Here is an 18,356-nt window from a genome sequence, read left to right as displayed (position 1 = left end):
TGACGCCGCACATAGTGGCCCAGGTTCGCCGAAGATTTTATCGTTCGATACGATTGCGCGCGTAGATCTTCCCGTCCGAGCCGCTGGAGCCGGTACGGACGGGAAGATCGGCCAATTCGTTCGATCCGCAACTTGTCGAATGATGTCCGGATATCGAACAACTGGCCGCACCGGCCTGATAGTTCTTCGGCCATGAACAAGATCACCCGCCGGCAGGCCCTGGGCACGACCGCCGGCACGCTCAGTGCCCTCGGTCTCCTCGGCGCCGCCGCCCACAGCGCGACCGCCGCCTCCCCGGCCCCCGCCGCCCCTGCCGGAACCGTCGACGAGGTGTTCCAGGGACGCCGCATCCAGATCAGCCCCGCCACGGGCGGCGGCCACCACGGCGGCCACCACGGCGCCGATCTGCCCACCGTCCGAATAGACGGCCGCGAACTGCACGTGATGCGCAACGCCGACGGCACCTGGATCAGCGTGGTCAACCACTACGAGACCTTCGCCGACCCCACCTCGCTCGCCCGCGCCGCGGTCCGCGAGCTCCAGGGCTCCCAGCTCGCTCCGTTCGCACCGATGGGAGGCGCGGCATGACCGTGCGCAAGAACCAGGCCACGCTGTCCGCCGACGAGAAGCGCGCCTTCACCAACGCGCTGATCGAGCTCAAGCGCACCGGCGCCTACGACCGCTTCGTCACCACGCACAACGGCTTCATCATGAGCGACACCGACTCGGGTGACCGCGTCGGCCACCGCTCGCCGTCCTTCCTGCCCTGGCACCGCCGCTTCCTCCTGGAGTTCGAGGCGGCGCTGCAGACGGTGGACGCCAAGGTCACCATCCCCTACTGGGACTGGAGCGCGGACCGCACCACCAGATCCTCCCTCTGGGCCGCCGACTTCCTCGGCGGCACCGGCCGGGCGCGCGACGGCCAGGTGACCGACGGGCCGTTCGCGTACGCGACGGGCAAGTGGGACGTCAACGTGCGCGTGGACGGCCGCAACTACCTGCGGCGCGCCCTCGGCGCGGGCGTCGCCGAGCTGCCGACGAAGGCCGAGGTGGACGCCGTACTGTCCATGCCGGTCTACGACATGGCGCCGTGGAACAGCTCCTCGAACGGCTTCCGCAACAACCTGGAGGGCTGGCGCGGCGCCAACCTCCACAACCGGGTGCACGTGTGGGTCGGCGGCCAGATGGCCACCGGGGTCTCCCCCAACGACCCGGTGTTCTGGATGCACCACGCCTTCATCGACAAGCTGTGGGCCGACTGGCAGGCCCGCAACCCGCGTTCGACGTACCTGCCGGCGGCGGGCACCTCGAACGTGGTGGACCTGCACGACACCATGCGGCCGTGGAACGACGTGACCCCGGCCGACATGCTGGACCACCGCAAGTTCTACACCTTCGACACCGAGCCGGCGGCGGCCAGCCAGCGGTAGTGCAGTTCGGGGCGGCCCACCTGACCGTACCGGGGGGTGCGGTCGGCGCGGCCGGTGTCCACCAGGTGCTCCAGGTAGCGCCGGGCGGTGATCCGGGAGATCCCCGCCGCCTCGGCCGCCCCGGCCGCGGTCAGCCCTTCGGGCGCGGCCCGCAGCAGCGCGGCGACCCTGTCCAGGGTCGGCGCGCTGAGGCCTTTCGGGAGCTCGGCCGGGCGGGGCGCGCGCAGGGCCGCGAGGGCCCGGTCCACGTCGTCCTGGCCCGCCGCCTCACCCGCCGTCGCGCGGAACTCGGCGTACCGCAGCAGCCGTTCGCGCAGGGTGGGGAAGGCGAACGGCTTGAGCACGTACTGCACGACGCCGACCGAGACGCTCTCCCGGACCACCGCGAGGTCGCGCGCCGAGGTCACCACGATCACGTCGACGGGGTGCCCGGCGGCCCGCAGCCCCCGGGCGAAGCGCAGCCCGTGCCCGTCGGGCAGGGTCAGGTCCAGGAGCAGCAGATCGACCCCGGTCCGCTCCAGCACCCGGGTGGCCTCGGCCAGCGAGTGCACGGCGCCGACGGCGGTGAACCCCGGCACCCGGCCGACGTAGAGCGCGTGCGCGGCGGCGGCGACGGGGTCGTCCTCGACGACCAGGACCCGCACCTCGGGCGCGCTCATGCCCCCGCCTCCCCGCGCGCCGGCAGTCGTACGGTGAACTCCGCGCCGCCGTCGGCGCGCGCGCCGGCATCGGCGCTGCCGCCGTGCCGGTGGGCCACCTGGCGCACCAGCGCGAGGCCGAGGCCGCGCCCCTCGCCCTTGCCCGACCAGCCGCGCCGGAACACGTCCGCGCCCTCGGGCAGCCCCGGCCCGTTGTCGGCGACCCGGATGAGCAGCCCGTCGCCCTCGGCGCGCACCGTCACCATAACCCGGCCGCCGGGAACCCCGCTGAGGGCGTCCACCGCGTTGTCCACGAGGTTGCCGAGCACCGTGACGAGGTCGCGGGCCGGCGGGATCCCGGTCCGCCCGTCGATCACGCTGCTGTCCGGGGTGACGACCAGCTCCACGCCGCGCTCGTGCGCCTGCGCGGCCTTCCCCAGCAGCAGCGCCACCAGTACCGGTTCCCCGACGGCGGTGACCACCTCGTCGGTGAGGGCCTGGGCCAGCTCCAGTTCGGCGGTGGCGAACTCCACCGCCTCCTCGGCCCGGTCGAGTTCGATGAGGGAGACCACGGTGTGCAGCCGGTTGGCGGCCTCGTGCGCCTGGGAGCGCAGGGCCTGTGTGAACCCGCGCTCATGGTCCAGTTCCCCGGTCAGCGACTGGAGTTCGGTGTGGTCGCGCAGGGTCACGACGGTGCCCCGGCGGCCGCCGCCGGCGACGGGCGAACTGTTGACGACCAGCACCCGGTCGGCCGTCAGGTGCACCTCGTCGACCCGGGGCCGGTCGGCGAGCAGCGCGCCGGTCAGCGGCGCGGGCAGCCCGAGGTCGGCGACGCCGGTTCCCCTGATCTTCCCCTCCAGGCCCAGGAGTTCGCGGCCCGCGTCGTTGATGAGGGTGATCCGGCGCTGGCCGTCGAGCATGAGCAGTCCCTCGCGGACACCGTGCAGGGCCGCCTGGTGGTAGTCGTACATCCGGCTCAGCTCGGCGGCGTTCATGCCGTGGGTGTGCCGCCGCAGCCGGGCGTTGACCACGTAGGTGCCCGCGCCGCCCAGGGCGAGGGCGCCGGCCGCGAACCAGCCGAGGACGACGAGCTGCGCGGCCAGCCGGTCGCCGATGACGCGGACGGTGATCCCGGCGCTGACCATGCCGATCACCCGGCCGTTGTCGGTCAGCGGGGTGACCACGCGGATCGAGGGGCCGAGGGTGCCGGTGTAGGTCTCGCTGAAGGTCTCGCCGCGCAGGGCGGGGGCGGTGTTGCCGATGAACCGCTCTCCGATGCGGCGCGGGTCGGGGTGGGTCCAGCGCCGCCCGTCCGGGGCCATGATCGTCACGAAGTCCACTCCGGAGTCGGTGCGCACCCGCTCGGCGTAGGGCTGGAGCTCGGCCGAGAGCACGGCCGAGGCATCGACCGCGGAGCCGGTCGCGGAACCAGTCGCGGAGCCGGTCGCGGAACTCGCCGGGGCGCCCGTCGCCGAGCCCGTCGGGAGGCCGGCCGCGGGGGCGGTGCCCGGCGCCGCCCCGCGCACCGCCTCGCGGACGGACGGGGAGTCGGCGACCGAGCGGGCCACCGCCCCGGCCTGGCGCCGGGCGGCGTCCTCGGCCTGGCCGCGGGCGGTCGCGTACGCGAACACGGCGCAGCCCGCGACGACGACCGCGACCACCAGCACCTGCATGGCGAACAACTGGCCGGCGAGGGAGCGCGGCGGCCGAGGCAAACGGAACATGGGGTTCAGTGTGTACCCGGCCATGAACTCAATGAACGCAAGGGTGACCGGGGTCACATCGGCGGGCGATGGTCTCCCGGAACGTAATCATCACCAGGAGGCAGCGTGGCCGCCAGACGCGACAAGACCCATTATCTCTACATCGCGGTGATCGGCGCGGTACTCCTCGGAATCGCCGTCGGTTTCGCCGCACCCGGCGTGGCCGTCGAACTGAAGCCGCTGGGCACCGGCTTCGTGAACCTCATCAAGATGATGATCTCGCCCGTGATCTTCTGCACGATCGTGCTCGGCATCGGATCGGTGCGCAAGGCGGCCAAGGTCGGTGCCGTGGGCGGGCTCGCCCTCGGCTACTTCATGATCATGTCCACGGTCGCCCTGGGGATCGGGCTCCTGGTCGGCAACCTGCTGGAGCCGGGCAGCGGGCTGCACCTCACCGAGGCGGCGCGGCACGCCGGCGAGGCGCAGGCCAAGGCGGGCGGTGCGCAGAGCACGCCGGAGTTCCTGCTGGCGATCATCCCGACGACGCTGGTCTCCGCCTTCACCGGGGGCCAGGTGCTCCAGACGCTGCTGGTGGCGCTGCTGTGCGGGTTCGCGCTCCAGGCCATGGGCCCGGCGGGCGAGCCGCTGCTGCGCGGGATCGGGCACGTACAGAAGCTGGTGTTCCGGGTCCTCGCGATGATCATGTGGGCGGCCCCGGTGGGCGCGTTCGGGGCGATCGCGGCGGTGGTCGGAGCGACCGGCATCGACGCCCTGAAGTCACTGGCCGTGATCATGATCGGCTTCTACACGACCTGTCTGCTGTTCGTGATCGTGGTGCTGGGCACGCTGCTGCGGGTGTGCACGGGAGTCAGCGTGTTCGCGCTGCTGCGCTACCTGGGCCGGGAGTTCCTGCTGATCCTGTCCACCTCCTCCTCGGAGTCGGCGCTGCCGCGGCTGATCGCGAAGATGGAGCACCTCGGGGTCTCCAAGCCGGTGGTCGGCATCACGGTGCCGACGGGCTACTCGTTCAACCTGGACGGGACCGCGATCTACCTGACGATGTCCTCGCTGTTCATCGCGGAGGCCATGGACAAGCCGCTGGCCATCGGCGAGCAGATCTCACTGCTGCTGTTCATGATCGTGGCCTCGAAGGGCGCGGCCGGCGTCACCGGCGCGGGCCTGGCCACCCTGGCCGGCGGACTCCAGTCACACCGGCCGGAACTCGTGGACGGGGTCGGCCTGATCGTGGGCATCGACCGGTTCATGAGCGAGGCGCGGGCGCTGACCAACTTCGCCGGGAACGCGGTCGCGACGGTGCTGATCGGGACGTGGACGAAGGAGTTTGACCGGGACCGGGCCGCCGAAGTCCTCGCGGGCCGCTGCCCGTTCGACGAGACCACGCTCGTGGAAGACACGCACGGTGACCAGGTGGACGACGGGGCCCCGACCCCGGTACCGGCCCAGCCGGCCACCCCCAAGGACGGCGTCCCGGCCTAGTGGGCCCGGCCGCCCCGCGTCCATCCATGGTCGCTTTTCAGCCACCGGCGGGCGAATGCGCGTGCGGTAAAAGGTACTTCCGCAGCGGGGCACCCGTCTGACATCTTGCGTCCACCACTCGTTTCGTACGGCCCGGTAGCTGCCACCAGCAGCTACCGGGCCGTCTTCGGAGGACGCATTGATACCCCACATATCCAGCCGACCTCGACGTACCCTCGTGCTGGCCGCCACGCTCGGCGCCGCACTCGCCTTCGGGGCCCCCGCCGCGCTCGCCGGCACCGCCCCCGTCTCCCCGTCCGGGGCCCCCGCCCCGGTCGCGAAGGCCCCGGGTGGCGCCAAGGCCGCCGCGCCGTCTTCCCAGAGTGCGACCTGGGTTGCCGGCACGCGCGCCTACCTCGTGATCACCGCCCCCGGTGACAGCTCGGCCGTCCGTTCGGCCATCGCCGCCAACGGCGGCACGGTGTTCTCGAACTACGACGCCATCGGCGTGATCGTCGCCCACTCGACCTCCTCCACCTTCGCCACCACCATGCGCGGGGTCTCCGGGGTCCAGAAGGTCGGCGCCACCCGCACCTCGGACGTCCCCGCGGACGCCTACAACCCGGCCCTGCCCGCCAACCCGGCCCAGTCCAGCACCCCTGCGGGCGAGCCGGTCCGCGCGGACATGAGCCAGATCAAGGCCGACCAGGCCTGGGCCGTCACCACCGGCTCCGCCTCCGTCAAGGTCGGCGTCCTGGACACCGGCGTGGACGACCAGCACCAGGACCTGGCGCCGAACTTCAACGCGGCCGACTCCGTCTCCTGCGCCTACGGCAAGGCGGACGCCCGCACCGGCGCCTGGCGTGACGTGGACACCCACGGCACCCACGTCGCGGGCACCATCGCGGCCGCCAAGAACGGCAAGGGCGTCGTCGGCGTGGCCCCGGGCGTGAAGATCTCCGCGGTCCGCGTCGCCGAGCCGGGCAACTCGTTCTTCTTCGCCGAGAACACCATCTGCGGCTTCGTGTGGGCCGGTGACCACGGCTTCAAGGTCACCAACAACAGCTACTACACCGACCCGTGGCAGTTCAACTGCCCCGACAACATCGACCAGGCCGCCATCATCGAGGGCGTCAAGCGCGCCCAGGAGTACGCGGAGAGCAAGGGCTCGCTCCAGATCGCCGCGGCCGGCAACGAGAACTACGACCTGGCCCACAAGACGACCGACACCGCGAGCCCGAACGACTCGACCCCGGTCACCCGCACCATCACCAACGCCTGCCTCGACATCCCGACCGAGCTCCCGGGCGTGGTCACCGTCGCGGCGAACGGATCGGGCACCACGAAGGCCTCGTTCTCGAACTTCGGCTCGGGCGTCATCGACGTGGCGGCCCCGGGCAGCGACGTCTACTCCACCCTGCCGGGCGGGAAGTACGGCACCAAGAGCGGCACCTCCATGGCCACCCCGCACGTCGTGGGCGTGGCGGCGCTGATCGCCAGTGCCAACCCCGGCATCACCCCGGCGCAGATCCGCGACAAGCTGGCCACGCAGGCCAACGACATCGCCTGCCCGTCGGACAACCGCTGCACTGGCACCGCGGCCAACAACTCCTTCTTCGGCGAGGGCCAGGTCGACGCCCTCAAGGCCGTCGGGAGCACCCCGCCGTCCGGGAAGTACTTCGAGAACCTCGGTGACGTCGCCATCGGCGACAACACCACCGTCGAGAGCCCGATCACGGTCAGCGGGGTGAGCGGCAACGCTCCGGCCACCCTCAAGGTGGGCGTGGACATCAAGCACACCTACATCGGTGACCTGAAGGTCGACCTGGTGGCGCCGGACGGCACCGTCTACACGGTCCACAACCGGGCCGGCGGCGGCACCGACAACATCGCGCAGACCTACACCGTCAACGCCTCCTCGGAGGTCGCGAACGGCACGTGGAAGCTGCGCGTGAACGACAACGCCGGCGGCGACACCGGCAAGATCGACGCCTGGAACCTCACGTTCTAGTCCCGTACTTCGCGGGTCGTTGATTCGTATGGTGTGACCGGTCCGGGAGTGTCCCGGACCGGTGGTGTGGCGTTGGTCCGGGTGTGTCGATGACTTCCCGGTCCCCGCGGCCACGGTCCCAGCGCCAGCGCTTTGAGTGCGTGGTGACATCCGTGGTGGAGAAGCGTCTGGGCGCTCTGCCTGTCGCTGCCGAGTTTCTGCGCCGGCTGGATGTTGCCGGGGTCGTCGATGAGGTGTGTCCGGGCGGCGCGAGCGCCCATCTGACCCACGGACAGGTCATCGAGGCACTGGTGGCCAACCGGCTGACCTCGCCCGCACCGCTGGTGCGGGTCGGGGACTGGGCCCGCACCTGGGCGGTGGAGGAGGTCTTCGGCATCACACCGGACCTGCTCAACGACGACCGTCTGGCCCGCGCGCTGGACGCGATCGCCCCGAAGCTGGAGGTCATCGCGGGCACCGTCGGTGCCCGGGCCATCACTGAGTTCGGGATCGACGTCTCCCGGCTGCACTGGGACATGACCAGCATGTCCGTCCATGGCGCCTTCCCCGCCGGTGACCAGGACGAGCGGTACCCGCTCATCGCCTGCAACGGGCATCCCAAAGACCGGCGCCTGGACCTGAAACAGGTCCAGGCCGGGCTCGCGGTGTCCGCCGACGGCGGTATCCCCGTGCACTCCCGGGTCTTCGACGGCGCCGCGGCCGAGGTCAGCCAGGTCGTCGGAGCGATGAAAGACCTCAAAGCGATGGCCGGCACCCACGAGTTCTTGATGGTCGCCGACTCCAAGCTGGTGTCCTACTCCAACATCACCGCCCTGCTTCAGGCCGGGGTGGAGTTCATCGCGCCCGTCCCGGCCGCGCAGATCAAGGACGAGTTCTACGCAGTCCTGGATCCTGAGGAGGCACAGCCCGTCGACTGGGTGCCCGCGCGGGACGAGAGGAAACCGGGGGCGGAACGGGAGACCTACCGGGTCCTGGAAGACGTTCATACGATGACCGGCCGCCGCAAGAGCGATCCACTGCTGACCGTGCGCCGGATCCTGGTCCATTCCACCGCCGTCGCGGCCGGCCAGCAGGCGGCCCGGGCCAAACGACTGGCCAAGGCTGCCGAAGACCTCGACAGGCTCACCGCAGCGGCGGGCGGACGGCACTACAAGACCCGGGAGAAGATCGTCGCCCGGATCGGCGTCGTCACAGCCAAACGCCGTGTCACCTCCTGCCTGCGGTGGCAGATCACCGAGGACGAGCAAGGCACCCCCGGCCTTGCCTGGCACTTCGACCAGGACGTACTCAAGGCCGAAGCAGCCGTCGACGGCTGGTACGCACTCATCACCAGCGTCCCGGCCGACAAGGCCGGCCCGGCCCAGGTCCTGATCCATTACAAGGGCCAGGGTGCGGTCGAACGGCGTTACCACGACTTCAAGGGCCCCCTCGCGGTCGCACCGGTCTTCGTGCAGCACAACCGGCGCGTCGCCGCGCTGATCCAGGTGATCTGCCTGGCCCTGCTCGTCTTCTGCCTGATCGAGCGGCAGGTCAGACGCGCGCTGGGCCCCGACGAGACCATGGCCGGTCTCTATCCGGACAACCGACGGGTCCGGCCCACCGGCCGGATGATCCTCTACCACCTCGGCGAACTCACCCTGCGGATCGGCAACGTCACCGACCCGCCAACCGTCCAGATCAACCGCGGCGTCCAACTCCACCTCCTCGATCTCCTCGACACCGACATCACACAAACCCGCTGGCCACAGACCTGAAACAGTCACCCGCGAAGTACGGGTCTAGTGGGCCGCCACGAGCGGACCTAGCGCCACGGGACGCGTCGGCGAGCCGGCGGTCGAAGACGACGTCACGGCGCTGCCGCGGGGCCATCGGGGAGCGGTGCAACCGCGCCCCGGTGGCCTGCGCCGGTTCGAACGGACCGCCCGCTCACCTGGTCCGCAGCACGCAGTCCCCGCACAGGCCGCCGCCGGGCACCTGGTAGTAGAGGCAGCAGCTGCGCCGTACGAAGGCCACCCCGAGGCCCTCTTCGTGGAGGAAGGTGCCCGCGCCGCCCAGGGGGCCGCCGTCGGCCAGCAGATCCGCCGCGAGCGAGACGGCGGGCCCGCCCGGAACCCGGTCGAGCAGCACCCGCAGCGCCCCCACCAGCGCGGAGGCGGTGTTGCCGCGCAGCACCTTCGCCGAGACCCCGAACCGCTCGCGCAGCCCCGCGTCCAGCACCGCGAGGTTGCCCAGCACGTTCTCCCCCAGCGCCCCGGCGTCCAGCGCGCCCGGTTCCGGCTCGGGCAGCCACAGTTCCAGCGATCCCGCCGCGGGCAGCCGCCACCACACCCGGTCGACGCCCAGGTCCGGCACCCGCCCGCCCAGGGCGGCGCAGCCGAGGCCCAGCGACCACAGCCGCGAGGCGATGCCGAGCTGCGCGGTGGACGCGGCGACCCGGCCGGGTCCGCTGCGGATCCGCCGGCCCACCTCGGTGACGTACGGGCCCAGCCGCTCCCCGTAGAGGTCGCCGAGCGGGCGGAAGCCGGGGCCGGGGGGCTCCTTCCCGTACGGCACGGTGAAGAACGGCCCGACGGAGGCCAGCCGCCGCAATACGTCGTCCATGTCCATGGACGCGATGATCTCAAGGGCGCGCCGGGCCGGTGCCGCCCCCTCGGAACCGGGCCCCCGGGGGCGCTCCGGAATGCTCCGCGGCGACCCGCCCGGACCCTCGGCGGACCCGGGTGGCGCAACGCCGTGACCCGGTCGGCCCGCCGCCCCCCGGACACTCCTGCGACGGCCGCCTGTTCGATGCCCGCCCGGCCGGGAACCGGGCCGGCCCGGCCCGGCGCCCCGGCGGCCGGGCGCTGGTACGGCGACGCCGGGTCGCCTCCGTATCGTCGCAGGTCAGACACGCCGAACCGGTGACTTTCGCCACTCGGGGCAGCCGCTTGGCGGGTCCACGTCGACCGGTTGAAGGGATGTCCCCGGATCAGGATTGAGGGCTCTTCCCGGCGGGGACGAAAGTCCTCGAAAATCATCGCCATGACGTTGCCATTTAGGGGGTTCATGAGAGCTCGTTGAGGGGCTACATTGAGCCACTCGCGTTCACCTGACAGCCCGTTGCCTTTCACCCGTGTTTTGCACGGGGGGCGACGTCAGGAGCGCAGACTGTGCAACCACCCCACCGCCCAGAAGGACCGAAGGCTCCGTGCCCGTACCCGTACTCCTCGCCGGCCGCTCCGTGCGGCTCGAGCCCCTCGCCCCCCACCACACCGAGGCCTTGGCCATGGCCGGGGCCGAGGATCGTACGACTTACGCCTTCACTCCCGTACCCCATGGGGTGCAGGCGTCCCACGAGTACATCGACCGTGCCCTCGCCGATCAGGCGGCGGGTCGATCGCTCCCGTTCGCGGTGGTCAGAGCCACCGACGGGCGGGTCGTCGGTTCGACCCGGTTCCTGGAACTGGACTACTGGCAGGGGCCGCTCGTGTGGCCCGCCGTGCCGGGAGTCCCGTTCGGCGATCCCGCCACGGCGATCCCCGATGCCGCCGAGATCGGCAATACCTGGCTGTCCCCGGCGGCCCAGGGAACCGGCATCAACACCGAGGCGAAGCTGCTCATGCTCCGCCATGCCTTCGAAACCTGGGGCGTCCGGCGCATCTCGCTGCGCGCGGACGCCCGTAACGGGCGCTCGCGCGCAGCGATGGAGCGCCTCGGGTTCACCTGTGAAGGGGTCCGCCGGGCCCATTCGCGGGGGCTCGACGGCGCGGTGCGCAGTACGGCCTTCTACTCGATCCTCGACGAGGAGTGGCCGACGGTCCGGTCGATCATCGAGCTCAGGCTGTCTTCGGCGGCGCAGCGCAAGCGCCGGCGCAAGACGCTGATCCCGGCGTAGCGGTCCTCCCGGCCGGCGCCCGCCCCGGTCCTCCCGGCTCTCAGCCGAGGAAGGCCGGGGCGAGCGCCGAGTCCATCAGCCGGGCCGGCGCGCCGCTCCCGTCGGCCGGTACCGCGTACAGGTCGGCGCCGAAGTCACCGGGCAGGGAGTACACGACGGTCTTGTCGTCCGTCCACACCACCTGATCGTCCACGCTGCGTTCCTCGGCGAGCGGGGTCTCCCGCATCGTGGCCAGGTCCAGCGCGTACAGCCGCCAGGGCGCCTCCGCCGGGGCGCCCTCCACCCGCTTCTTGAACACCAGCCGGGTGCCGTCGGGCGACAGCGAGGGGCATTCCAGGTTCTCGCGCAGGGTGGTCACGGTCCGCTCGGCCAGGTCGCCGCGGACCAGGTAGGTCTTGCCGCCGGTCGCGAGCGTCGCGTAGAAGCCCCGTTCGTCGGCGGTGAAGGTCACGCCCCAGAAGTTGACGTCGGCGTTGCGGTACGTCTTGCCGTCCTTGCGGATGGTGAAGTCCTCCAGCGAGGCGTCGTACCGTCCGGTGCGCAGGTCGAGCACCGAGGTGCGGGTCGAGAAGTTCGTGCCGGCGTAGGAGTCCCCGCCGACGAAGACGGTCCAGGCGGCGAGGTGCCCGCCGGGCGAGACCCGGGCGCGGGTGGGGATGCCCGCCAGCGGGTGCGCGGAGACCTCCTTGAGGCGGGCGTCGAGGACGACCGCCCGGTAGCTCTCCTGGACCCCGCCCTTGTCGGCCTGGAGGCAGACGCCGGTGCCCGCGGCGGAGTGGAAGCGCAGGCAGGTCACTCCGGAGGCGGTACGGGGCCCCTCGGGTTCACCGGCCGGGACGGTGGCGAGCTCGTCGCGGTGCGGGCCCCAGGCCATGTTCCGGAACACGATCCGCCGGCCGCCGTCGCCGGGGGTCAGGGAGACCTCGCCCCGGGTGATCCGGGGCCCGCCGGCCCGGGCCTGGTTCTTCTCGTCGGCGCGCGAGGAGGCCCGTACGACGGCGAGCGCCGCCACCGCGGCGAGCAGGGCGGCGGCGCAGACGAGGACCAGGATCCGGCGTTGGAGGGTCATGGGGGCCTTTCGGAGGTGGGGGTCAGGCGTCGGCGCCGGGCCGGAGCCGGACGCAGAGGGCGGCCGCGACGGCGAGCAGCGCGGCGGCGACGGCGAGCGCGGGGCGGGGGCCCCACACGGTCCAGACGGCGCCGAAGCCCAGCGAGGCGGCGAACCGCGCGAGGGCCTGGCCGGTCTGGACGAGGGCGAGTCCGGCGCCGCGGTGTTCCTCGGGGACGGTCCCGGCGGCGGCGGCCATGAGCACGCCGTCGGTGGCGGCGTAGAAACCGCCGTGCAGCAGGAGCACCGCGTAGGGCAGCGCCGGGTGCTGCCCGCCGACGAGGAGGAGCCCGTAGAGGAGGAGCAGCGCGAGGTGGCCGCCGAGGAAGACCCGGCGGCGGCCGATCCGGTCGGCGAGCCGGCCCAGCGGCAGCGCCAGCAGGAAGAACGCGGCGGCGGTGCCCAGCGGCAGCAGGGCGAACCAGCGGTCGGCGATCCCGGTGGCGCGCTGGAGGAGCAGGAAGACGAACCCGTCGCTGACGGTGCACAGCCCGAGCAGCAGCGCGCAGAGGCTGATCCGGCGCAGGTCGCGGCGGCGCAGCAGGCCGACGGAGGCCCGCAGCGAGACGGGCTCGGCGCCGGGGGCGGCCGCCGTGCGGCGGCCGGGGACGAAGAGGACCAGCACCAGGACGCCGAGGGCGGCCACGCAGGCGCTGACCGTGAAGACGGCGTCGTAGCCGTCGGCGGCGCCGCGCAGGATCAGGAAGGCCAGGATCGGGCCGATCAGCGCGCCCGCGGTGTCCATGGCCCGGTGGACGCCGAAGGCCCGGCCGCGGTCCGCGGGCGCGGCGGACAGTGAGATCAGGGCGTCGCGCGGGGCGGTGCGCAGGCCCTTGCCGGTCCGGTCGAGGGCGAGCACGGCGCCGATGGCGGGCAGGGTGTGCGCGAGCAGGAGGAGCGGTTTGCACAGGGCGGAGAGGCCGTAGCCGATGCCGGCGAGGGCCTTGTGGCGGCCGAGGCGGTCGCCGAGGTGGCCGCCGGTCAGCCGGACCAGGGCGCTGACGCCGTTGTAGAGGCCGTCGAGGAGTCCGAAGCCGAGCGGGGAGAGCCCGAGGCCGGCGACGAGGTAGAGCGGGAGCACGGCCGTGACCATCTCGGAGGAGACGTCGGTGATCAGGCTGACCGTGCCGAGGGCGAGCACCGTGGGGGCGAGCGCGGCGCGCCGCCCCGGGCTGGTGCCCGGGGCGACGGCCGGTGACTCGGGGGTCACGGCGGGCGCGGGGGTGCCGCGACTGTCCGCAACGTACATGGTCAGGAGGCCCAGATCCCCGTGATGTCCTTGGCGCCGGCGGCGTTGCCGGCGTGGGTGGTCAGGCCGGCGAGGCCTTCCAGGGTGCGGAGCACGTCGTAGTGGTTGTAGGTGGTGCTCGACGTGCTGCCGGGGGTGACGGGCTGGCCGTAGAGGACGGTCGGGATCTTGTTGCCCGCGAGCCGGTTGTCCTCGTCGAAGGTGACGACGAGGAGGCTGTTGTGGGTCTTGGCCCAGTCCGCGTAGGCCTTGAGGTTGTTCTTGAGCCAGGTGTCACCGGTGCCGACGGAGCAGTCGTGCATGTCGTTGCAGAGGTTGGGGACGACGAAGGAGACCTTGGGCAGCGTGGTGAAGTCCGCCGGGAACTGGGTCATCGTCTTGGCGGTGCTGGTGGGCACGTTGGAGAACGCGAACCAGGGGTTGTGCTTGCGGGCGTAGTTCCCGCTGCTGCAGGTGGTGGAGCCCTGGCTGGGCAGGGTCTCGTTGTAGCTGGCCCAGGTCTTGCCGGCGGCTATCAGCTCGGAGGCCAGGTTGGGGGCGGAGCTGAAGCCGGGGGTGTAGCAGCTGTCCCCGGTCACGCCCTGGTGGGAGCCGGAGAAGAGCTGGAGGTAGTTCGGCTGGCTGGGGTGGGTGATGCCGAAGGAGTTGGTGAGGTTGGCTCCCCCCGTCTTGAGGGAGTTGAGGTAGGGGGCGCTGGAGCTGCCGATCACCTGGTTGTAGGCGTGGTTCTCGAAGACCACGACGACGACGTGGTCGGGCGCGGGCAGGCCGGCGGCGTGCGCGGGCTGGGCGGCTCCGATGCCGGCCCACAGGGCCGCGCCGGCGGCGGTGACGCCGAAGGCGGTGGCGAGGGCGGTCTTACGGCTCACCTGTGAACGGGACATGCCAAACACGGGAAACCTCCGGGCAGAGGGGGGTGGGGGCGGCGGCGCGGACGCACCATACCCAGCGGCATGTGCATGGGCCAGGGACACTCGGCGAACAGCGCGGGAACTCCACCGAGCCGCTGAGCGATCGGCAACGCATTGCCCTACGGAACCCCAAGAGAAGGGAAAATAAGGAACCAGAACGTATTTGCGATCATCATCCGAGAGGAAGCAGCCAACCCCCCGCCCGATCGGGCAGCACAAGCCGGAGAGCCACCGCGATGTCCTACGCACCCGACGGTCAGCAGCAGTACCAGCCTTACCGGCCGGCACCGGAAGGGCAGTACCGGCAGCCCCGGCCACCGCACGACGGCCCGCCGCCAGGCCCCCCGTACGGCCAGGGCCAGGGCCAGGGTTACGGGCAGGCCCAGGGTTACGGGCAGGCCCAGGGCCAGGGCTACGGGCAGGAGGGGCCGGGCTACGGCCAGGGACCGGGCCCGGACCAGGGCTACGGCCACGAGTACGACTACGGCCCGCCGCAGCCCCCCGAGGAGCCGCGCCGGCGCTCACGCGGCAAGCGCTGGCTGATCGCGGGCGTGGCCGTGCTGGGCCTCGCCGGCATAGCCGCCGGCGTGATGTACCACTTCGAGATACCCCCGTTCACGGACAAGGGCAGTGCCGTGTCCTTCGGACAGCCGGCCGGCGGGGGCGGGGGCGGGGGCGGCGGGGGCGCCGCCAAGCAGGCGCCGAACTCGAAGATGCTGATGCCGACCGGCCCGGCCGCCGACTTCAAGAACGCGCAGACGCTGCCGGACGGCACGCACATCGCCGTCACCACGCTCGACGGCAAGAAGTCCGGCTTCAAGGGCAAGGTCTGGGTCTGGGCGCCCAAGGAGTACAACGACCCGAAGTTCGCCAAGAGCGGCTTCCCGGTCCTGATCGCCCTGCCCGGCGGCGCCGGCTACCCGAACAACTACTGGATGGGCACCGACCTCGGTCTCCAGTCCAGCATCTCCAAGTGGTACGCCGAGGGGAAGAGCAAGCCCTTCATCCTGGCGATGCCGGTGCTCAACCCGGGTCCGGACGACAAGGGCGTCTACTGGGACGGCTCCGACATCCCGGGCCAGCCCAAGATGGGCACCTGGCTCACCGATGACGTCCCGGACCTGATGAAGGCGAACTTCCGCACCATCAAGTCCCGTGACGGCTGGGCCTTCATGGGCTCCTCCACCGGCGGTTTCGCGGGCATGAAGGCCGTGCTGAAGTACCCGGACCGGTTCAAGGCCGTGGTCGCCTCCGGCCCGGACATCGTCCCGGACTCCTCCCTGTGGAAGGGCCACGACAAGGAGAAGGCCGAGAACAACCCCGAGCTGCTGGCGAAGGACCTGATCGACAAGAAGGGCCCGGACGTCTACATCGCGTTCCAGGTCGGCGACAGCGAGTCCAACAAGAGGACCCTGCCGGACGTGCAGAAGTTCATCGCCACCTACGGCAACAAGGGCCCGGTCCACACCAGCCTGAAGGTCATCCCGGGCGGCAAGCACAACGCCAAGACCTACGTCCCGAACATGGGCGAGGGCCCGATCCAGTTCATCAGCAAGGTCATGGAAGGACCGGTGGAGTAGCCGCCAGCGCCTCCCCCGCCCCCTCCCCTTCGCGCTCCGGCCCGCCGAACACCTTCGGCGGGCCGTTGCCGTCCCAGGGGGCCCAGCCCGGGTCCCCCGTGACCGCGAACCGCACCCAGGCCGCGTGCATCTCGTCGGCCAGCTCCTGCGGGGTGTCCGGCCCGGCCAGCCAGCCGGCCTCCGGTACGTGGAGCGTGTCGAACACGAAGCCCAGCTCCAGGGCGTGGCAGGAGCCGAGGCCGGGGACGCCGGAGCGCCAGCGGAACTCGTAGAGGTGGCTCGGGGCCGGCCGCCGGGCCCCGGCCAGCCGCCGCAGCGGGTCGCGCAGCAGCCGGTCGGTGAGCAGCTGGCCCGCGAGCTCGGCGGCGCTCGCCCCGGGCAGCGCGGTGCGCAGCGCCCGTACGGTGGCCCGGTCCTTGCCGCTGCGGGCCCGGGCCAGCGACACGGCCAGCGGCCCGAGCCGGTCCAGCACCCGCATCGCCCCGGTCGGCGCCAGCCAGAGCCGGTACTCCTCGGCGGTCCAGCCCAGCAGCAGCGGCACCTCCCCGGCGGCGGCCGCCTCCAGCGGATCGGCCGGGAGGATGCCGGGGTCCGCCACCAGGCCGAAGCCGGGGCCGCCGACGAGCGAGTTGGTGCGGCGCAGCACCGCCGCCTGGGCGCGGAGCAGGTCCGGCAGGGCGACGGCCGTGAAGGCCTCGGCGGTGGCGGGCACCTTGAGCAGCGCGGCCATCCGCCGGACCATGGTGCGCACCCGGTCGCGCGGCAGCACCTCGGGGGCGCCGCTCTGCAGGACGGCCCGGGTGAAGAGCCCGGCGGCGGGCGGGGCGGCGAGGAGGGCGCCGATGCTGATGGCCCCGGCGGACTCCCCGAAGACGGTGACGCGGCCGGGGTCGCCGCCGAAGGCCGTGATGTTGTCGCGGACCCAGGTGAGGGCGGCGATCTGGTCGAGCAGGCCGCGGTTGGCGGGGGCGTCGGGGAAGAGGCCGTAACCGAGCGCGCCGAGGCGGTAGTTGAGGGAGACGAGGACGACCCCGTCGCGGGCGAAGGCGGCGCCGTCGTAGACGGGGACGGCGGCGGAGCCCCGGGTGAGCGCCCCGCCGTGGATCCACACCATGACGGGCAGCCGGGCGCCGGGGTCCGGGTCCGGGGTCCACACGTTCAGGTTGAGGCAGTCGTCCCCGGGGATCTCCGGGTCGGGCAGCAGGGCCGCGAAGGTGTCGGGGTAGGGCACCTTGGGCGCGGTGGGGCCGAAGGCGCCGGCGTCGCGGACGCCTTCCCAGGGCTCCGGGGGCGCGGGCGCGGCGAACCGGAGGGCGCCGACGGGAGGTGCGGCGTACGGGATGCCGCGGAAGACGGCGATGCCGCCGGCCTCGCGCCGGCCTTCGACCACTCCGTACCCGGTGCCGGCCCGGGGCCGGCCGCTCGGTGCGCTCATCCCGTCCTCCTGGAACGTTCCGCCTGTCCAGGCACGGTCGCACACGGTCGCACAGCCGTCCAACGGGTGATCCGGCGTGACCCGGCCCGGGGCGGGTCCGGTTGGACGGGCCATGCGAATCATGCGAGACACGCGGATCCCCCTCCGGACCGGTGCGGCTCCCGCCCTGCTGCTGGCCGCCGCCGCGGTCGCGGCGGCCACGGCTACGGCCACGGCTGCGGCTACGGCAGCTCCGGCGGCGGGCGGTACGGCGTCGGCGGCCGCCGGTCCGGACTTCCAGTACGTGGGCCAGGACGACCGGGTCCACGGGCTCACCGCCCCGAAGGGCTGTGTCGCGGCGGAGGGCGGCGGTTCCCGGGCCGTCACCAACCACACCCGGGGCACCGCGACGTTCTACCGGGAGCCGGGCTGCGCGGGCGCCCCGGTGGAGCGGCTCGGGCCGGGGACCGTCACCCAGGTGCGGCCGTACTTCGCCTCGGTGCGGTTCCCGGTCACCGGGTAGGCGCAGCGCCCGTGACCCCTGGGCCGTCTCCGCGTTGTATGCCATGTCAAATGCCGCAGCTTCTGTGGCAACCCCACATCTCACGAGGAGATCTTGATGTCGCGTATCGCGAAGGCATTCGCCATCACCGCTGTCGCCGGTAGCGCCGTGGCCGCCGGTGCCGGTCTGGCTGTCGCCGATGCCGGAGCGCAGGGTGCGGCGATCGGCTCCCCCGGTGTCCTCTCGGGCAACCTCGTCCAGGTTCCGGTGCACGTCCCGGTCAACGTCTGCGGCAACAGCGTCAACATCGTCGGCCTGCTGAACCCGGCGTTCGGCAACACCTGCGTCAACGCTTCGGGCGGCGGCGCGCAGACGCAGCAGGAGCACACCGAGGGCTACGGCGGCTGATCGCCCGCCCGTCGGAACGACACTGAGGGCCCCCGCCGGTCGGCGGGGGCCC

At 72.3% G+C, this 18,356-nt stretch carries 16 protein-coding genes; 9 read left to right on the top strand and 7 right to left on the bottom strand.

The annotated features are described in order from the left end of the window. The first annotated feature begins 192 nt into the window (after nucleotides 1-192). The gene (locus EES41_RS32210) at nucleotides 193-588 is read left to right on the top strand and encodes a tyrosinase family oxidase copper chaperone (protein ID WP_123081453.1); all 396 of its coding nucleotides are present in this window, start codon (nucleotides 193-195) and stop codon (nucleotides 586-588) included. Continuing rightward, complete coding sequence (locus EES41_RS32205; protein ID WP_123081452.1) at nucleotides 585-1,430, top strand: tyrosinase family protein; 846 nt, start codon at nucleotides 585-587, stop codon at nucleotides 1,428-1,430. Before EES41_RS32210 ends, EES41_RS32205 begins: the two co-directional genes overlap by 4 nt. On the opposite strand, the gene EES41_RS32200 is transcribed toward EES41_RS32205, so the two are convergent. Beyond that, nucleotides 1,388-2,089 carry a response regulator gene (locus EES41_RS32200; RefSeq protein WP_073777532.1) on the bottom strand — a complete coding sequence of 234 codons (702 nt, stop codon included), beginning with the start codon at nucleotides 2,087-2,089 and terminating at the stop codon, nucleotides 1,388-1,390. The two genes, EES41_RS32205 and EES41_RS32200, sit on opposite strands and share 43 nt — an antisense overlap. Next, nucleotides 2,086-3,792: a sensor histidine kinase gene (locus EES41_RS32195; RefSeq protein WP_250568545.1), complete on the bottom strand. Its 1,707-nt coding sequence runs from the start codon at nucleotides 3,790-3,792 to the stop codon at nucleotides 2,086-2,088. The genes EES41_RS32200 and EES41_RS32195 overlap by 4 nt, the downstream gene beginning before the upstream one ends. Nucleotides 3,793-3,897: 105 nt before the next feature. Between EES41_RS32195 and EES41_RS32190 the strand changes: the two genes are divergently transcribed. The 3 genes from EES41_RS32190 to EES41_RS43255 all read left to right on the top strand — a co-directional run bounded on the left by EES41_RS32190 (nucleotide 3,898) and on the right by EES41_RS43255 (nucleotide 9,012). After that, nucleotides 3,898-5,268 (top strand): cation:dicarboxylase symporter family transporter, encoded by a 1,371-nt coding sequence (locus tag EES41_RS32190; protein WP_123081451.1) that lies wholly within the window; start codon nucleotides 3,898-3,900, stop codon nucleotides 5,266-5,268. Nucleotides 5,269-5,485: 217 nt separating this feature from the next. Then, complete coding sequence (locus tag EES41_RS32185) at nucleotides 5,486-7,258, top strand: S8 family serine peptidase (RefSeq protein WP_123081450.1); 1,773 nt, start codon at nucleotides 5,486-5,488, stop codon at nucleotides 7,256-7,258. A gap of 152 nt (nucleotides 7,259-7,410) precedes the next feature. Beyond that, nucleotides 7,411-9,012, top strand: a complete 1,602-nt coding sequence (locus EES41_RS43255) for an IS1634 family transposase (protein ID WP_254211644.1) — start codon at nucleotides 7,411-7,413, stop codon at nucleotides 9,010-9,012. A gap of 172 nt (nucleotides 9,013-9,184) precedes the next feature. Here the strand turns inward: EES41_RS43255 and EES41_RS32175 are convergent, their stop codons facing one another. Beyond that, nucleotides 9,185-9,865 (bottom strand): (2Fe-2S)-binding protein, encoded by a 681-nt coding sequence (locus EES41_RS32175; protein ID WP_123081449.1) that lies wholly within the window; start codon nucleotides 9,863-9,865, stop codon nucleotides 9,185-9,187. A 580-nt stretch (nucleotides 9,866-10,445) separates the two neighbouring features. On the opposite strand from EES41_RS32175, the gene EES41_RS32170 reads away from it, so the two are divergent. Continuing rightward, entirely contained in the window at nucleotides 10,446-11,132 is a 687-nt protein-coding gene (locus tag EES41_RS32170) for a GNAT family N-acetyltransferase (protein WP_073798565.1), read from the top strand. Between the two features lie 40 nt (nucleotides 11,133-11,172). Here EES41_RS32170 and EES41_RS32165 read toward each other — a convergent pair whose 3' ends face one another. Genes EES41_RS32165 through EES41_RS32155 form a run of 3 tightly spaced genes read right to left on the bottom strand, consistent with a single transcriptional unit; the run spans nucleotide 11,173 to nucleotide 14,373 of the window. Next, entirely contained in the window at nucleotides 11,173-12,201 is a 1,029-nt protein-coding gene (locus EES41_RS32165; RefSeq protein WP_123081448.1) for a hypothetical protein, read from the bottom strand. A gap of 22 nt (nucleotides 12,202-12,223) precedes the next feature. Beyond that, nucleotides 12,224-13,489: an MFS transporter gene (locus EES41_RS32160; protein WP_073777544.1), complete on the bottom strand. Its 1,266-nt coding sequence runs from the start codon at nucleotides 13,487-13,489 to the stop codon at nucleotides 12,224-12,226. A gap of 2 nt (nucleotides 13,490-13,491) precedes the next feature. Continuing rightward, on the bottom strand, nucleotides 13,492-14,373 hold the full coding sequence (locus tag EES41_RS32155) for an alkaline phosphatase family protein (RefSeq protein ID WP_123081447.1): 882 nt from the start codon (nucleotides 14,371-14,373) through the stop codon (nucleotides 13,492-13,494). 617 nt (nucleotides 14,374-14,990) lie between these two features. Between EES41_RS32155 and EES41_RS32150 the strand changes: the two genes are divergently transcribed. Then, entirely contained in the window at nucleotides 14,991-15,980 is a 990-nt protein-coding gene (locus tag EES41_RS32150) for an esterase family protein (RefSeq protein ID WP_123082825.1), read from the top strand. On the opposite strand, the gene EES41_RS32145 is transcribed toward EES41_RS32150, so the two are convergent. Continuing rightward, nucleotides 15,958-17,415, bottom strand: coding sequence for a carboxylesterase/lipase family protein (locus EES41_RS32145; RefSeq protein WP_123081446.1), 1,458 nt, complete (start codon nucleotides 17,413-17,415; stop codon nucleotides 15,958-15,960). The genes EES41_RS32150 and EES41_RS32145 overlap by 23 nt on opposite strands. Nucleotides 17,416-17,536: 121 nt before the next feature. Here EES41_RS32145 and EES41_RS42415 point away from each other — a divergent pair, with 121 nt between their 5' ends. Both EES41_RS42415 and EES41_RS32135 read left to right on the top strand, forming a co-directional pair. Next, entirely contained in the window at nucleotides 17,537-17,917 is a 381-nt protein-coding gene (locus EES41_RS42415; RefSeq protein ID WP_216827275.1) for a hypothetical protein, read from the top strand. Between the two features lie 96 nt (nucleotides 17,918-18,013). Continuing rightward, nucleotides 18,014-18,304: a chaplin gene (locus EES41_RS32135; RefSeq protein WP_123081445.1), complete on the top strand. Its 291-nt coding sequence runs from the start codon at nucleotides 18,014-18,016 to the stop codon at nucleotides 18,302-18,304. The last annotated feature ends 52 nt before the right edge of the window (nucleotides 18,305-18,356 follow it).

The sequence above is a fragment of the Streptomyces sp. ADI95-16 genome (assembly GCF_003721495.1).
GTDB classification, from domain to species: domain Bacteria; phylum Actinomycetota; class Actinomycetes; order Streptomycetales; family Streptomycetaceae; genus Streptomyces; species Streptomyces goshikiensis.
This window is presented reverse-complemented; position numbering and strand designations above follow the sequence as displayed.

Bases quoted from the DNA above. Each gene is read 5' to 3' on its own strand.
- EES41_RS32210 (WP_123081453.1), top strand. From the start codon at position 193: ATGAACAAGATCACCCGCCGGCAGGCCCTGGGCACGACCGCCGGCACG.
- EES41_RS32155 (WP_123081447.1), bottom strand. From the start codon at position 14,373: ATGTCCCGTTCACAGGTGAGCCGTAAGACCGCCCTCGCCACCGCCTTC.
- EES41_RS32150 (WP_123082825.1), top strand. From the start codon at position 14,991: ATGTACCACTTCGAGATACCCCCGTTCACGGACAAGGGCAGTGCCGTG.
- EES41_RS32165 (WP_123081448.1), bottom strand. From the start codon at position 12,201: ATGACCCTCCAACGCCGGATCCTGGTCCTCGTCTGCGCCGCCGCCCTG.
- EES41_RS32195 (WP_250568545.1), bottom strand. From the start codon at position 3,792: ATGTTCCGTTTGCCTCGGCCGCCGCGCTCCCTCGCCGGCCAGTTGTTC.
- EES41_RS32160 (WP_073777544.1), bottom strand. From the start codon at position 13,489: ATGTACGTTGCGGACAGTCGCGGCACCCCCGCGCCCGCCGTGACCCCC.
- EES41_RS32200 (WP_073777532.1), bottom strand. From the start codon at position 2,089: ATGAGCGCGCCCGAGGTGCGGGTCCTGGTCGTCGAGGACGACCCCGTC.
- EES41_RS42415 (WP_216827275.1), top strand. From the start codon at position 17,537: ATGCGAGACACGCGGATCCCCCTCCGGACCGGTGCGGCTCCCGCCCTG.
- EES41_RS32135 (WP_123081445.1), top strand. From the start codon at position 18,014: ATGTCGCGTATCGCGAAGGCATTCGCCATCACCGCTGTCGCCGGTAGC.
- EES41_RS32145 (WP_123081446.1), bottom strand. From the start codon at position 17,415: ATGAGCGCACCGAGCGGCCGGCCCCGGGCCGGCACCGGGTACGGAGTG.
- EES41_RS32205 (WP_123081452.1), top strand. From the start codon at position 585: ATGACCGTGCGCAAGAACCAGGCCACGCTGTCCGCCGACGAGAAGCGC.
- EES41_RS32175 (WP_123081449.1), bottom strand. From the start codon at position 9,865: ATGGACATGGACGACGTATTGCGGCGGCTGGCCTCCGTCGGGCCGTTC.